Source organism: Caulobacter rhizosphaerae, from assembly GCF_010977555.1.
Taxonomy (GTDB): Bacteria; Pseudomonadota; Alphaproteobacteria; order Caulobacterales; family Caulobacteraceae; genus Caulobacter; species Caulobacter rhizosphaerae.
Genome location: NZ_CP048815.1, coordinates 2,319,468 through 2,332,989, shown reverse-complemented (window position 1 = coordinate 2,332,989; position 13,522 = coordinate 2,319,468). Strand labels below are relative to the sequence as shown.

The 13,522-nt window shown below is 68.4% G+C and carries 12 protein-coding genes; 10 read left to right on the top strand and 2 right to left on the bottom strand.

Annotated elements, in window-relative coordinates:
* Nucleotide 1: 1 nt before the first annotated feature.
* Nucleotides 2-964, bottom strand: a complete 963-nt coding sequence (locus G3M57_RS10895; protein ID WP_163230473.1) for a copper resistance protein B — start codon at nt 962-964, stop codon at nt 2-4.
* The gene (locus G3M57_RS10890; RefSeq protein ID WP_163230471.1) at nt 961-2,796 is read right to left on the bottom strand and encodes a copper resistance system multicopper oxidase; all 1,836 of its coding nucleotides are present in this window, start codon (nt 2,794-2,796) and stop codon (nt 961-963) included. Before G3M57_RS10890 ends, G3M57_RS10895 begins: the two co-directional genes overlap by 4 nt.
* Nucleotides 2,797-3,037: 241 nt before the next feature.
* Here G3M57_RS10890 and G3M57_RS10885 point away from each other — a divergent pair, with 241 nt between their 5' ends.
* The 10 genes from G3M57_RS10885 (at nt 3,038) to G3M57_RS10840 (ending at nt 13,522) form a co-directional block, all read left to right on the top strand.
* A complete protein-coding gene (locus G3M57_RS10885; protein ID WP_156402333.1) occupies nt 3,038-4,825 on the top strand; it encodes an MHYT domain-containing protein in 1,788 nt (595 codons plus the stop codon).
* A 432-nt stretch (nt 4,826-5,257) separates the two neighbouring features.
* The gene (locus tag G3M57_RS10880) at nt 5,258-6,328 is read left to right on the top strand and encodes a hypothetical protein (protein WP_163230468.1); all 1,071 of its coding nucleotides are present in this window, start codon (nt 5,258-5,260) and stop codon (nt 6,326-6,328) included.
* Nucleotides 6,325-6,891, top strand: a complete 567-nt coding sequence (locus tag G3M57_RS10875) for a peptidylprolyl isomerase (RefSeq protein WP_163230466.1) — start codon at nt 6,325-6,327, stop codon at nt 6,889-6,891. The genes G3M57_RS10880 and G3M57_RS10875 overlap by 4 nt, the downstream gene beginning before the upstream one ends.
* Nucleotides 6,884-8,677, top strand: a complete 1,794-nt coding sequence (locus G3M57_RS10870) for an OmpA family protein (protein ID WP_163230464.1) — start codon at nt 6,884-6,886, stop codon at nt 8,675-8,677. Before G3M57_RS10875 ends, G3M57_RS10870 begins: the two co-directional genes overlap by 8 nt.
* Nucleotides 8,674-9,150, top strand: a complete 477-nt coding sequence (locus G3M57_RS10865; RefSeq protein ID WP_056760209.1) for a hypothetical protein — start codon at nt 8,674-8,676, stop codon at nt 9,148-9,150. The genes G3M57_RS10870 and G3M57_RS10865 overlap by 4 nt, the downstream gene beginning before the upstream one ends.
* Before the next feature lie 13 nt (nt 9,151-9,163).
* Entirely contained in the window at nt 9,164-9,916 is a 753-nt protein-coding gene (locus G3M57_RS10860; RefSeq protein ID WP_200945280.1) for a hypothetical protein, read from the top strand.
* A 21-nt stretch (nt 9,917-9,937) separates the two neighbouring features.
* Complete coding sequence (locus tag G3M57_RS10855) at nt 9,938-10,483, top strand: hypothetical protein (RefSeq protein WP_056760207.1); 546 nt, start codon at nt 9,938-9,940, stop codon at nt 10,481-10,483.
* On the top strand, nt 10,483-11,532 hold the full coding sequence (locus G3M57_RS10850) for a hypothetical protein (RefSeq protein WP_163230462.1): 1,050 nt from the start codon (nt 10,483-10,485) through the stop codon (nt 11,530-11,532). The genes G3M57_RS10855 and G3M57_RS10850 overlap by 1 nt, the downstream gene beginning before the upstream one ends.
* Nucleotides 11,532-12,188: a hypothetical protein gene (locus G3M57_RS10845; RefSeq protein ID WP_056760203.1), complete on the top strand. Its 657-nt coding sequence runs from the start codon at nt 11,532-11,534 to the stop codon at nt 12,186-12,188. Before G3M57_RS10850 ends, G3M57_RS10845 begins: the two co-directional genes overlap by 1 nt.
* On the top strand, nt 12,185-13,522 hold the full coding sequence (locus G3M57_RS10840; protein ID WP_163230460.1) for a Stk1 family PASTA domain-containing Ser/Thr kinase: 1,338 nt from the start codon (nt 12,185-12,187) through the stop codon (nt 13,520-13,522). Before G3M57_RS10845 ends, G3M57_RS10840 begins: the two co-directional genes overlap by 4 nt.

Genomic DNA, 13,522 nt, shown 5'->3' with positions numbered 1-13,522 from the left:
GCTAGAACCAGGCGCGCAGGCCAACAACGAAACTCGTGTCGGAGACCTCGCGATCCTGGGCTCGCGCATAGTCGGCGGTGCGGCCGAAGCGCCTGGTCCAGGCCACGCCGACATAGGGCGCGAATTCTCGACGGACTTCGTAGCGGAGCCGCAAGCCCAGCTCGCCGTCGGACAGGCCCGATCCGATTGCGGTCTCGGGGATATCCTGGGCGGCGAAATTGAGCTCGGCGCGCGGCTGCAGGATCAGGCGCTGGGTGAGACGCCAATCGATCGCCCCCTCCGCTCGTCCTAGGACATCCCCTTTGTTGGACAGAAAGAGCGCGCCGCCAGCCTCGATCCAATACGGCAGCAGTGTCTCGAATCCGATTGCGGCGTAGGTCCGCGACTTGGGTTCGACGTCCTGCCGCACCCCGATCTGCAGGTCGGTATAGAGACCGACGGCGCGGGAGTAGAGCGCCTGGATCTCGCCGGATTCGACGCCATGGCGATCACCTTCGCCCTCGGACTTGAGGACGAGGCGGTTGAGGTCGCCACCGAACCAGGCTTCGCCATCCCAATGGTAGCCGTCGCCGCCCGAGCGCATCCGGTATTCCAGCAGGTTGGCCATGACCTGCGAGACCTGCGCGCCGCCGTGCTCCTGGCGCAGCACGGCGCGGGCGCGATCCATGGCGGCGGGATCGAAAACCCTGTCTGCCAGATGATCGGTGGGCGGCGTCGGCGCGGGGGTTTCATGGTCCGGAAGCGGCGGAGGTCCCATGGCTTGGACCTGTCCATCCCGCGGCGCGGCGCTCGGATTGGCCATGCCGGACATGTCGTGTCCCGCGTGCGGATCCGCGCTGACCGACGCCGGCGCCGTTTGTGGTTGGGCCGTCTCCGGCATGGCGCTCATGTCGTGGCCAGCGTGCTGGGCCAACGCCGGGCCAGCCCAAAGCATGGTAAAAAGGGCGATCAGCGAGGGCCTCATCGCGCGTCCTCCCCTGGGGTGTCGCGCACGCTGAAGACCTGAAACATCCCGGCATGCATGTGGTAGAGCATGTGACAGTGGAAGGCCCAGTCGCCGGTCTCGGGGGTGAGGTCAAAACTGACGCGCCCGCCCGGCAGGACGATCACGGTATGCTTTCGCGGCAGATGTCCCGCCGGCCCGAACGTCAGCTCAAAGAAATGGCCATGCAGATGGATCGGGTGGGCCATCATGGTGTCGTTGACCAGGGTGACCCGCACCCGCTCGCCGCTTCGGAAGGCGTAGGGCGGCGGCCGGTCGCTGAACTTGCGCCCATCGAATCCCCAGATGAACCGTTCCATGTTGCCGGTCAGATGGATTTCCAGCGACCGCTGCGGCGGCCGGGTATCGGCGTTGGGCTCCAGCGCCGCCAGGTCGCGATAGACGAGCACCCGGTGACCGACGCTTTCCAGGCCCTGCCCCGGCTCGCCGGTGCGGTCCACAGGCATCGGGGCGATCGTCTGCACCCCTGGCCCCAGCTTGACCTGCGGCGCGTTCTCGGGATTACGCATGGACATATCCATGCCGCCCATGTCCGCCTTGCCCATGATGTCGCTTCCGCGCGCTCTGGGCGGCGCCAGGCCGGGCGGTGGGCTCGCGGCCATGGCGTCATGCCCCATGGCCGTGTGGTCCATGGCGGCGTGGTCCATGCCGCCCATGTCCATCCCCATGTCCCGCATGGTCGTCAGCGAACGCCCCCGTAGCGGTGGGACGTCGGCGCTCATGCCCGGCCGCGGCGCCAGCGTGGCGCGCCCCAGGCCCGAACGGTCGACCGACTCCGAGACGATGGTGAAGGCCTTGTCCTCGGCCGGCTCGACGATGACGTCATAGGTCTCGGCGTTGCCGATCTGGAATTCGTCCACCTGCACCGGACGGACGTGCTGACCGTCGGCGGCGACCACCGTCATCCTCAGACCCGGGATGCGGACGTTGAAGACCGACTGGGCCGCGGCGTTGATGAACCGCAGGCGCACACGCTCGCCTGGCGAAAACAGCGCGGTCCAGTTGTCCTTGGGCCCATGGCCGTTGATCAGGAAGGTGTAGGCCGCGCCGGTGACGTCCGAGATGTCGGTCGGGTCCATCAGCATCCTGGCCCAGTCCAAGCGCTCGGCCAGCGTCTGGTCGCGGCCGGCGATCAGGCCGCCGATGGTCTGGTGTTGGTAGTTGAAGGCTCCGGCCTGTTGCTTGAGCTTCTTGAAGATCTGGTGCGGGTGCAGGCGGCTGAAGTCCGACAGGACGACGACGTGCTCGCGATCGAAGGCCACCGGGTCGTCGCCGGCCGGGTCGATGATGATGGGTCCATAGTGGCCCATCTGCTCCTGCAAGCCCGAATGGCTGTGGTACCAATAGGTCCCCGACTGCCGGACGTGGAACTCATAGACGAAGGTCTCGCCCGGCTTGATGCCAGGGAAGCTGACGCCGGGCACGCCGTCCATCTGGAAGGGCAACAACAGGCCGTGCCAGTGAATCGAGGTTTCTTCGTCCAGCGTGTTGGTCACCGACAGGCGGACGTTCTGGCCCTCCTTCAGCCGGATCAGAGGTCCAGGAACCGTGCCGTTGATCGTCACGGCATGGGCGCTCACGCCGTCCACCATGACGGGCGTGTGGCCGATGGACAGCCTGATGTCCTCGCCCGAGAGCGCCGGCGGGCCTTGGCCATGCTCGTCGCCGTCATCGCCACGCCCGGCGGCGCGGGCCCAGCCGGGCAACAGACTCGCCAAAGCGGCCCCGCCGCCCAGAACGGCGAAGGATTGCAGGAATCGACGGCGATCGAACGCCGTACCCGTTTGACGCATGACTGCCCTTTGACGATGGCGTGCAGCGAAGGGCCGTAATGGGCCGCAACGCGATCTCCACGGGCGTTACGCGCCACGCGCTCATCTCCCTCGTCCCCTGGCGGCGGAAATTCAAGGCCTCTCCAGCCAACCGACAAGCCGTTTGCGGCCGGACCGTCGTTTCGGTGGTCTTGGCGCTTCCCTCTTTGGCGGTCACCGAGCGCCGCGGCCGAGACAAGACCCGCTGAAATCCACGCTCCGATTGAACCCGTGGAAAATTCAGGCTTGCCAGCAGCGCCGCCCTGCAGCCCTCTACTCGTCAGAAGGACGCCTGGCCGAGAGTCTCGCCATTCTGCACCACCATCATCACGACTGGACCCTTGTTTGCCTTTCCCTGCTCGTGGCGGTGTTCGGCTCCTGGGTGGCGCTCGACCTGGCCAGCCGGGTCCAAACTCATCTGGGGCGAGCCAGGCTGACCTGGACCAGCACGGCGGCCATCGCCATGGGGCTGTCGATCTGGTCCATGCACTTCATCGCCATGCTGGGCTTCGACCCCGGCGTGCCGGTGGTCTACGCGCCAGGACTGACCGCCCTTTCGCTCGTTCTCGCGATCAGCTCGACCTGGGGCGCCTTCATCGCCGCGACCCGGCCCGGCGCACGGTCGGGTCATGTGCTGTTGGCTGGTGCAGCCATGGGCCTGGGCATTTGCGCAATGCACTATGTTGGCATGGCCGCCCTGCGGACCGCCATGACCCTGGACTATCGTCCAGGTCTCGTCGCGCTCTCCCTGGCGATCGCCATCGTCGCCTCCACCATTGGCCTCTTCGTCGCGCGCCAACCCAGGACGGCGATCTCTCGCCTGCTCGCCGCCAGCCTGCTTGGCGTCGCCGTCGTGGGCATGCACTACACCGCCATGGCCGCGCTTGAACTCACGCCTATTCCAGGCGCGGCGTCCATGGCGTCGATGGGCGTTCCGCCGTTCCTGCTCGGTGTCGGTGTAGCGGCCGGCACCCTGCTCGTCCTGTTCCTGGCCATCATGGCCTCGCTTTATGACCAGCGCGGCAACATCCTTCAGGCCCTTGACGCCGGCGGCGTCGGCTATTGGGAGTATGACCTGCGCAGTCAGTCGCTGCAGGCTTCCAGTCAGGTCAAGGCGCTGTTTGATTTGCGCGGCGACGAGGACCTGACGCTGGAGCACTGGCTTGGCGCCCTCTCCCCGGAGGACCGGACCCGCCGCGATCGCGCCGTCGAGAGCGCCCAGCGCACGGGCGGCGACTACGACCACGAATACCAGCTGCTCGCGCAGGACCGCTGGGTGAATGTTCGTGGAAAGGTGATCTACGATCAGCGCGGCCGGGCGGTTCGGATGATCGGCGTGGTGCTGGACGTCACCGATCGGCATGAGGCGTTCGCCGCCGTCACCGCCAGTGAACAACGCCATCGCCTGCTGACCAACGAACTCAATCACCGGGTCAAGAACACGCTCGCCACCATCCAGTCGATCGCCAGCCAGACGGCGCGGGGTGCCGCCTCGCTGAGCGAGTTTCGGCGGGCCTTCGAGGACCGTTTGATGGCGCTGTCGGCCACCCACAACGTGCTGACGCAGGCCAGTTGGGAGGCGGCGGAGATCGGCGACCTTCTGGCGCAGGAGATGGCGCCCTATCCGGCCGAACAGGTCACGCTGGTCGGCCCATCGCTCCGGCTGCCCGCCCGCCACGCTCTGGCGCTGGGGATGGTCCTCCACGAGCTCGCCACCAACGCAGCCAAGTACGGCGCGCTCTCGACGCCCAACGGCCGCTTGGACGTGCAATGGGCGACCTTCGACATCGAGCGCCCTGAACCGATGCTGGTCCTGGAATGGCGCGAGACCGGCGGGCCCGCTGTCTCGCCACCGACCAAGGCCGGCTTCGGTTCTCGCCTGATCAAGGTGAGCGTCGAAAAGGACCTGGGCGGCGCGGTGGCGCTGGACTTCGCCCCGACCGGGCTTGTGTGCCGCATTGAGGCGCCGCTTCAGCCGATTTCCGAAAGTCCCGTGCGGCTGGACGCCTAGAGCTTTTCCGGACCTGACTGTGTCAGGCCGGCGTTTTAGATATTTGTTTTGACGCATTTTCCGACGACGAACCGGCGCCCGCTTCGTTGGAAAACACCGTAGCCAGCGGTCGAGGGCCCACCGCCCCGCCGAACCGCTGCTCGGGAGGGGACCGACGCTTCCTTCTTTGACGCGGCTTTCGCGAAAATGAAAACCGTGCCTCGCCCGCGGGGCGATCCTCGCGGCGACAGCAGCGGCCGTCGGTTCGCCAAGCGACCTCTTTTCGCGCCCGCGCCCGCCTCACCCATGGATGTTATGGCTCAATACGCAAGTTTTAGTTGCTGAACGCTTCGGTCGCTTTACAAAGTCTTGCAACTCTGACACGAGTCCATTCGACACCAAAAGCGCCGCGAGAAATTGAGTGTCGTAACCCGCCTTGGAAGGGGTGTTGTGATGGAGCTGGCAGGTCCTCCTTGCATCGCCCACGAGGCCGTCGACGTGCTCGTCGTGGGCATCGGCGCGGCGTCGCCTCGGGCGGCCTCGGTGCTGAGCCAGGCGCTCGAACTGCCGATCGAAACGGTCGTCGACGCCCTCTATCGCGCGCCGGCCCGTCTGCTGGCTGGCCTTCCCGGTCCTGACGCGGCGCGGTTGGCGGCCATCATCGGAACACTTGGCGTCGAGGTCGAAGTGATCCCGGCGGGCGCCCCGATCGTACGCAGCCCCACCCTGGACCTGGCTGGCGAACTGCTCGACCCAGCGCGCGCCGACGAGGTCGGCCAGGTTCTCGGCCGTTTCCTCGGCATGGGCCCGCAAGAAGCGCTCGACTTGCTGCTGACGCCGCCCGGCGTGATCCTGGGCTCCGTCACCGAAGCGACCGTTCGCGCCCTGGACGCCGCCCTCCCCGCCGGCTCGGCGCGGCTGACAGCCAGCCGCCCCGACGAGGCCCGGTTCGCGCTGTTCGCCAGCGAGTTGTCCTCTCTGCAGATCGGCGTCCTGCGCCCGCATCTGCCGGTCGACGCCGTGGTTACGCCTGGCGGCTCGGCCACGATCTTCGACCTGGGCCGCGCCGAGGCCGACCTCCTGTGGCGGCGGTTGAAGGCGCCGGAACGGGTTCAGGTCGTCAATCAGGCTTTCCTGCGCTTCTCCCTCGACCTGACGGCGGCGCCGGCAACCGGTGCCAGCGCCGGCGCACTTCAGGCGCTCGCGGGCGTGCCGCTCGAGGACTACCCCCTAATATGCAACGCCCTGCCTGTGACGGTGGAAGTCGGAATCGCGTTCGACGCGGTCTCCGCCCGGATGGCGCTCTATGCGGCGGCCGGCTTGACGGTGCGGGCCGAGATGGAAACCTTCTCGCACGTCGGTCTCGACATCCTGTCCGCCCGCCCCGAGGCGTTGGCGGAGGTCGGCCTGCCCTCCCCGGCGCCGCTGTCGACGGCGCCGATGCCCCGCCCCCGCGCGAAACTGCTCCGTCACAGACTAGAGGCCGCCGGCGCCGAGGTGCTGTTCGCCGAGCCCGCGCAATGACCCGCCCCGACGTCCACGGCCTGCACGCGAGCAAAGCCGAGGCCGGCAAGGTGCTGGCCCTGAAAGGCCGCCATCCCGAGGCCCTCGCCAAGTATCGCGAAGCCCTGCGGCTGGCCCAGGGCGTCCGCGCGCCACAGATCTTCGCCCGCCACTATCTGCACTGCGTGCTCGAGAGCCTGGAGCGGATGGGCGCGCACGGCCAGGCCGCGACCCTGGCGGGCGAGGCGGCCAGCAGCGCCGCCAACGAAACTGGCGATCTGGAGCCCAGCGCCTTCCAGCAACGTGACCGCGCCTGTCTTCTGGAGCGCCAGGGCGTCAACCTGCTCAAGGCGGGCGAGACGACCGCCGCGCGAGCAAGCCTCGAGGCGGCCCTGGCTCTGGACGATGGTTTGCCGCTGACCCGCCGCCTGCTCGGCTGGACCGAGCGCGGCCTGAGCGTGAGCGCCGCCCAACTGGCGCAAGCCCAGCGGACGCACGGCTATTGGGTGGTCCGTTCCGAAACGGTCAACAGCGCACGCGCCCGGGAACCGGCCGTGCTGACGAAGGAGCCGATGGATGGCTGACGAGAACCCGATCGAGAAGATGACGCCGGGCCAGATCCTGGCCGATGCGAGCGTCGCCGAATTCATCAAGGCCATGGGATTGTCGATCGCCGAAGCCCAGAAGGCGCTCGACATCAACAGCCTCGCGCAGGTGGGGGCCTATGCCGAGAAACGGCCGGGCCTGGGCGACAAGAGCCTGTTGCAGTTGGGACTGTCTCCGCCCTTCTATCACTACCAGCACGCCGACCTGACCGTGTCGATGCAACTGACCATGAAGGTCGGCGAGGCCAGCGCCTTCGGCATTGGCGGCAAGCTTGACCTCGGCTTCGGAAGCGGCGGTCCCCAGGCGCCCGCCAATGCGCGGGAAGCCCAGATCACCCTGAAGAGCCTGCCGGCCAGCGCGACGGTCGACGGCAAGAAGTCCGACGCGACCGGCGCCGACCTTGAGGCGGCGGCGGAGACGCTGGCCAAGGCTCTGCGCACGCCGGACGGCAAGTTCGAGCGGGCCTATGTCGACGCCCAGCATACCAAGGCGCCGTTCAAGCTCGATCCCGACACCGCCAAGAACCCGATCAAGACGGACACGGGCGTGGCCTTCTACGCGGCGGGCGAAGCCAGCGTCGGCGTCATCCGCATCGTGGCTACGCCCACGGCCAACACAAGCGAGGATTTCACCCTGGCGACCGGCAAGGTCGTCACGGTCAAGAGCCAGTCCAACGAGCTGCTGTACGCCCGGGCCGTGGTCAACCAGATCAACGCCCTGGGCGGCTTCAAGGCCAAGCTCCTGCGCGATCCGGTGGGCTCGACGCTGCCGATCGGCGGCGGAACTCTGGGTCTGGCGCTGTTCGACACCGGCAGCGCCGCCCTGAAGCCCGCCGCGATCGAAGAACTCGCCCTGGTCGCGCGGACGCTGAAGGACAGCGGATCGAACGTCGACGTCGTCGGCTTCACCGACACGATGTTCACCGACGCCAGCAACCTTGACCTCGGCAAGCGGCGCGCCCAGGCCGTCGCCAAGTATCTCACCGACAACGGCGTCCCCGCCGGCCAGATCCGCAAGGTCGAGACGCGCGGCGAGGCCAGTTGGAAGGCCAAGGGCGCCACCGACGAGGTCGCCAATCAGCAGTTCCGTCGCGCCGAGGTGCTGCTGGCCGACTCCAACGATCTGCTGATCGTCGTCGACTCCGCCGCGACCCAACTGCAGGCGACGCCAACCCCGGACAAGACAGGCAATGGCGCGACCGGCAACGGCTTCATCATCGTGCGCCACTTCGCGGCCCAGGCGGTCGACGCCACCGCGGTCAAGGTCGGCGCGTCGGACACCTCCGTGGCGATCAGCGGGACGGCTGTCGCCACCGGCGGCCCGCTTGCCGTCGACACGCCGGAAGCCTTCGCCTTCAACCTGGCGCGCGATGTCAACGCCGGCAGCGCCACCCACGGCGTCCGGGCGGTGCGGCAGGGCGGGGTGGTGACGTTCGTCGACGCCAAGGACGTGGTCGTCGTCAATCTGGTGACCTTGTCGGCCAACGACATCGCCTTGTCGGCCGACGGGGGCGCCAGCGTCACCAAGGCCCTGGCCAAGATCGCGGCCGGACCGACGGCCAGCGCCGACAAGCCGAAGATTTCGGTCGCGGTCGGCTTGGCGGTCGACTATCGCACCAGCCGGCAATTCGAACAGTCGGTGAACGGCAACAGCAGCATCTCCGCCCGCATCGTCGCCGTCCCCGCGCCCGTCGAGTTCCTCGACGAGATCAAGACCTTCCTGGCGGCGCCGGCAGCCAGCCCTGCTCCGACGCCGACGCCATGAGCGAAACCGCCGCCGTCACCCGGCAGCTGCTCTCCGCGCCGTTGCCGCAGATCATCGAGCGGCTGGGCGTGGCCGTGGCCGACGCCCAGCATGCGCTCGACCGCAACAGCATCGCCACGGCCCAGGCGATGGCGACGACCGAGATCGAACTCGGCTCGGAAAAGTACAACCTCATCGCCCTGGGTTTCACGCCCACCTTCTACAGCTTCACCGAGGCCACGGTGGAGGCGAAGCTCAGCTTCAGCATGACGGAAAGCACCGAGCTGGGCGTCTCGGCCGGAGCGACGGTCGGCGTCAACGCCGGCTTCGTGATGGTCGCCGCCTCGGTGAACGTCAGCTACGCGCGCAAATTCTCGGTCAGCGCCGAGGGCATGAGCTCGATCGCGGCCCGGCTGGTCAGCCTGCCGCCCCCGGAAATCCTGGAAAACATACTTCGCAAGATGAGCGAGCCCCAGGCTCCGCCCACACCCTAGACAGGAGAATACGATGGCGATTGGACAGGAACTGCTCAACGTCCCCATGGGCGACATGATCCGCCAAATGGCGCTGGCCATCGCCGAAGGCCAGGTCAAGCTCGACGGCAGCAGCATCGAGGTCGCCGAGATGATGGGCGGCCTCAAGGTCATCACCGACGCCGAGGGCAAACAGACCTTCGACGACAGCCGGATCTTCTTTGGCTACGACATGATGACCATCAAGGAGGCTGAGGCCTATATCGCCGCCGACGAGGCGATCACCGGCGGCGACAAGAACGCCCTCAAGGCGCTCATAGACGCCCAGAAGGACGAAGTGCCCCAGGCCGACAAGGACACGGCCCTGATCCGGGTGCCGACCCGGCTGTCGATGCTGGAACTGGGTTTCACCCCGACCTTCTACCAGTTCGTCGACACGATCATCGAGGTGAAGATCGCCATCAAGATCACCCGCACCAGCGAGTCCGGCTACGGCCAACACAACACCAGCACGTCCAAGAGCAACGGCTTCAACATGGGCTGGGGTTTCTTCGGCGGCCGGTTCGGCACCAACACCAACAGCCAGGTGACGACCAGCCAGGTCGACGCGACCTACGCCTCGAAATACAGCTACTCGGCCGAGGGATCGAGCCTGCTGCGCACCAAGCTCGTCCCCTTGCCGCCGCCCGCCATCCTCGAGGATCGCATCCGTCGGCAGATGGACGAAGAGGTCGAGCGCCGCCGCCGCGTGCTCGACAAGAAGCTGGCCCCGCCGGTGACCCCCTAACCCCCGCACGGAGGCCAAGCCATGAGCGTCGGCACAGAACTTCTCGCCGTCCCCTTCCCCGAAATGGTCCAGCGCCTGGGCGTGGGCATCGCCCAGGCGCAGTTGCAGCTTGATCTGGTCTCCCTGCGCATCGCCCGCCTGATGGCCGGATTTGACGAAGAGGCTGACGAAGAGAAGGAGGGCGACGGCGCGAAGTCGACGAACTATCTGGTCAAGTTCGGCGACGGGCAGGAATACAGCCTGATGGAGCTGGGCTTCTCGCCGACCTTCTATCAGTTCGTCGACACCGTGATCGAACTGAAGATGTCGATCTCATTCAAGTCCGAGACCGAGATCAAGCACAGCAGCAGCAGCTCGGTGAGCAAGGGCGGCGCCTTCTGGACGCCGTTCGGCGGCGGCGGTTCGGTAAGCTCCAGCAGCGTCAGCGCCAGCTTCGCGGCGAAATACCAGTACAGCGCCGAGGGCTCGAGCCTCATGAGAACCAAGGTGGTGCCGATACCGGCGCCCGCCCTGTTCGAGGAACGCGTACGCGAGCTCATCGCGCAACGACGGGCTCCGACGCCCTGATGTCCGACGCGCCCTGGAAGGACGCGCTGAAGCGCGCACGTGATCCGACGCCCGTCCCGACACGGATCGCGGCGGCGCCATCCACCGCCGCGTCCCCCGATCCGGCGACGTTGTCGCCTGAGCTGGCGCGGCTGATGGACGAGCGGCGCGCTCTGGAAGCGCGGATGGCGGGCCTGACCGCGCCCGGGCCGAACGATCCGCGCTACGCGGTGACACCGCTGGATCAGCGGCGGGCCGAGCTCGCCCGCTGGAGCGCGGGACGCGACGCGGCCCGTGCGGTCCCGGCCTCGCCCGTTCCGGCGGGGCGGGTCGCGCCGCCGCCTGTCCCCTTCCCAGTCCTCCGCGCCACGCCGGGCGAGGCGCCTCGCGGCGCGTCCAACCCGCTCTTGAGACCTACGCCCGGCGAGGCGGTGCGCCCGACGCCCGGCGCCCTGCCTCCGGACCTCAGGCGCGCCGCGGCGTCCCTCCCCGAGATGTTCGAGCGTCCCGCCCCGCCCCGCACGCGTGAAAAGTCGGGCGAACGGTCCCCCGGAGCCGCCGATCGCGACGCCGATCCGCGCGCCGAGGCGGTCCGTCGCCTGGCCGCGGTCGCCGGCGGCGGCCGGGCGCTGCGCGACGCCGGACGAGCTCTGCGGACGCCGGACGAGCGTCCCCGGAACGGTCCCGGCGATCCGCTCGATCGCCGACTGGAACGGGCTCGCGACATGCGGAGCCGCGGCCGTCGCGCCTACGCCGCCGCCGGACGGGCGCTCGACTCCGCCCGTGAAGCCATTCCCCAGGACTGGGTCGAACGCGCGCGCGAACGGATTCCCGGTCTCGGCCGCGCCGATCCCTATGTCCGGGACACCGCGCGAAAGCTTGCGGTCGCGGTCGGCACGATCGACGAACTCACTGACAAGGCCGACCAGATGCGCGAGATGGCGCGGGATGTCCGCGAGTTGCGCGAGGCTGACGCAGCCCATGACGACGCTCGTCGCGACAGGGCGCTGGAACGGCTGAAGGCCAAGCGCGCCGACGACGCTCGAGACAAATCCGAGGGAGGCGATTGATGCCGGCCGAAAGCCGCTTCGTCGGCAACTCGATCGAGGAAATGCTGGTGGCGCTCGCCGAAGGGGTGCGTGAAGCCCAGATTGCGCTCAACAGCGGTCCGCGCATCGATCCAGCGGGCCGTCCGCTGGGCGGTTACCAGTTGCCCTATCTGGACTTTTCGATCCAGGTCGACATGGAAACCCGCGTCGATACCGGAGGGCGTCCCGTGGCCCTGCTGTTCACCGGCCGTCCGCCGAGCGCGAGCAATCAGCAGGTCAGCAGCACGATCAGCGGCCGCCTGGTGGCCACGCCGCCTGGCGACGGCCTGCCGACGCCGCGCATCGCCTTCGCCGTGGGCCAGAACATCGGCGGCGAGGCGTCCCTGGCCGTGACCGTGACCAACAGCGCGGGCGAGGTGCTGGCCGATCAACCGGTGGAACTCAATATCGACGACGGCGCGTCCGCCATTCTTTCGGCCGCGCGGGGCGTTGCGGGCTTCGCGCGCAAGCCGGGAACGCGCCTCGCGGCCGCCCTGCTGCGGACCGACGCGGCTGGCCGCGCCGCAACCACGCTGGCGATCGCCGACGGCGAGCCGGCGCGCGCCGTCGTCGCCGTCGCTGCGTCGATCGGCGCCTTCAGCGCGCGGGCCATCGTCGGTTTGGAGGTCGTGGGATGAGCACGACCTTCACCTGGTCGGCGCGGCTGGCCGACGCCGCCGGCGCCCCCGTCGCGGGCATGGCCCTGGAGGTCCAGCTGTTCGATCTTCAGGCCAACGCCTGGACGACCAGATCGACCGCCAAGACAGGAGCCGACGGCCGCGCCAAGGGATCGGGGACAATCGAGGACGACACCCTCCCCCTCGCCCCGGCCTTCCGGCTCGTGGAGAGCGCGGCGATAATGTCGGTCAGCCCGGCGATCGCGCGCGCCGCCCGGGGCGGAAGCCTGGTGGTCGACTTCGGGCAGGTCCAGCACCTCGCGGCGGTGGAGCGCTTCGCCCAGCCCCGCACCTTCGCGACCGCCGGCTTGCGCGGCGAGACGCTGATGGTGGGCGGGGTCGCCGCGTCGGAAACGCCGAGCACGGTCACCCGTGATCTGGCTGAACGCGACACCCTGATCGCCAACCAGACCCGGGTCCTTGCGGAGCGCGACGCCGAAATCGCCAACCTGCGGGGCCTCGCCGTCAAGGCCGATCTCGCCACCGCGCGCGCCCAGACCGCGGAAGAAACCGTCCAGACCCTGTCGATCCGCCTTGCCCAGAGCGACAAGGACCTGGTCCAGCGCGACGCCGAAATCGCCAATCTGCGGGACGTCGTCGCCAAGGCCGATGTCGCCGTCGCGCGCGCCCAGACCGCCGAGGAGGCTGCTCAGGCCTTGTCCACCCGCCTTGCCCAGCGCGACAAGGACCTGGCCGAACGCGATGGTTTGCTGGCCGACCGGGCCCGGGTCATCGATGACCAGGAGACCGTCATCGCCGGCCTGCGCGCCACGGTCGCCCAGCAGGAACAGGCGATCGCCGCGGCGACGGTCAGGCCGGCGGTTGGCGGAAAGGCGGTGGGCATGGTCGATCTGGCCACCACCGTGGCCAGCCAACTCGACGACGCCCAAACCACGTTGAAGCCGCGCGGCTTTTCCCTGGGGGCGATCCAGGTGACGGCGAAGGCCGTGCTGCAGGACGACGGCGGCCGCCTAGAACTGCTGGGCAAGGAAGATCTGAAGACCGTGCCGCCGGGCGCGCTCAGCGACATCAGGATGGAGTTCCTTCCGGGGGAAACGGCGTCCGCCGAGGGCGGTCCGCGCGTGCCCGACGTCAGCCAACTGACCGAGAACGCGGCGAGGCGGGTCCTGGCTTCGGTCGGCCTGACTCTGGACGCCAGCGTGGGCCCGCTCGCGCTCAACCCGGCCGTCGCGCCGGGACAGGCGATGGTGCAGTCGCCCGTCGCGGGCGCAGTCAGCGGGCGCGGCGCGAGGGTGCTGGTGATCTTCGCCGCCGATGTAAAAAAGGAAACTTGA

Excerpts from the sequence above, each read along its gene's own strand:
- G3M57_RS10895 (WP_163230473.1), bottom strand. The coding sequence starts at position 964 with ATGAGGCCCTCGCTGATCGCCCTTTTTACCATGCTTTGGGCTGGCCCG.
- G3M57_RS10890 (WP_163230471.1), bottom strand. The coding sequence starts at position 2,796 with ATGCGTCAAACGGGTACGGCGTTCGATCGCCGTCGATTCCTGCAATCC.
- G3M57_RS10880 (WP_163230468.1), top strand. The coding sequence starts at position 5,258 with ATGGAGCTGGCAGGTCCTCCTTGCATCGCCCACGAGGCCGTCGACGTG.
- G3M57_RS10875 (WP_163230466.1), top strand. The coding sequence starts at position 6,325 with ATGACCCGCCCCGACGTCCACGGCCTGCACGCGAGCAAAGCCGAGGCC.
- G3M57_RS10870 (WP_163230464.1), top strand. The coding sequence starts at position 6,884 with ATGGCTGACGAGAACCCGATCGAGAAGATGACGCCGGGCCAGATCCTG.
- G3M57_RS10865 (WP_056760209.1), top strand. The coding sequence starts at position 8,674 with ATGAGCGAAACCGCCGCCGTCACCCGGCAGCTGCTCTCCGCGCCGTTG.
- G3M57_RS10860 (WP_200945280.1), top strand. The coding sequence starts at position 9,164 with ATGGCGATTGGACAGGAACTGCTCAACGTCCCCATGGGCGACATGATC.
- G3M57_RS10855 (WP_056760207.1), top strand. The coding sequence starts at position 9,938 with ATGAGCGTCGGCACAGAACTTCTCGCCGTCCCCTTCCCCGAAATGGTC.
- G3M57_RS10850 (WP_163230462.1), top strand. The coding sequence starts at position 10,483 with ATGTCCGACGCGCCCTGGAAGGACGCGCTGAAGCGCGCACGTGATCCG.
- G3M57_RS10845 (WP_056760203.1), top strand. The coding sequence starts at position 11,532 with ATGCCGGCCGAAAGCCGCTTCGTCGGCAACTCGATCGAGGAAATGCTG.
- G3M57_RS10840 (WP_163230460.1), top strand. The coding sequence starts at position 12,185 with ATGAGCACGACCTTCACCTGGTCGGCGCGGCTGGCCGACGCCGCCGGC.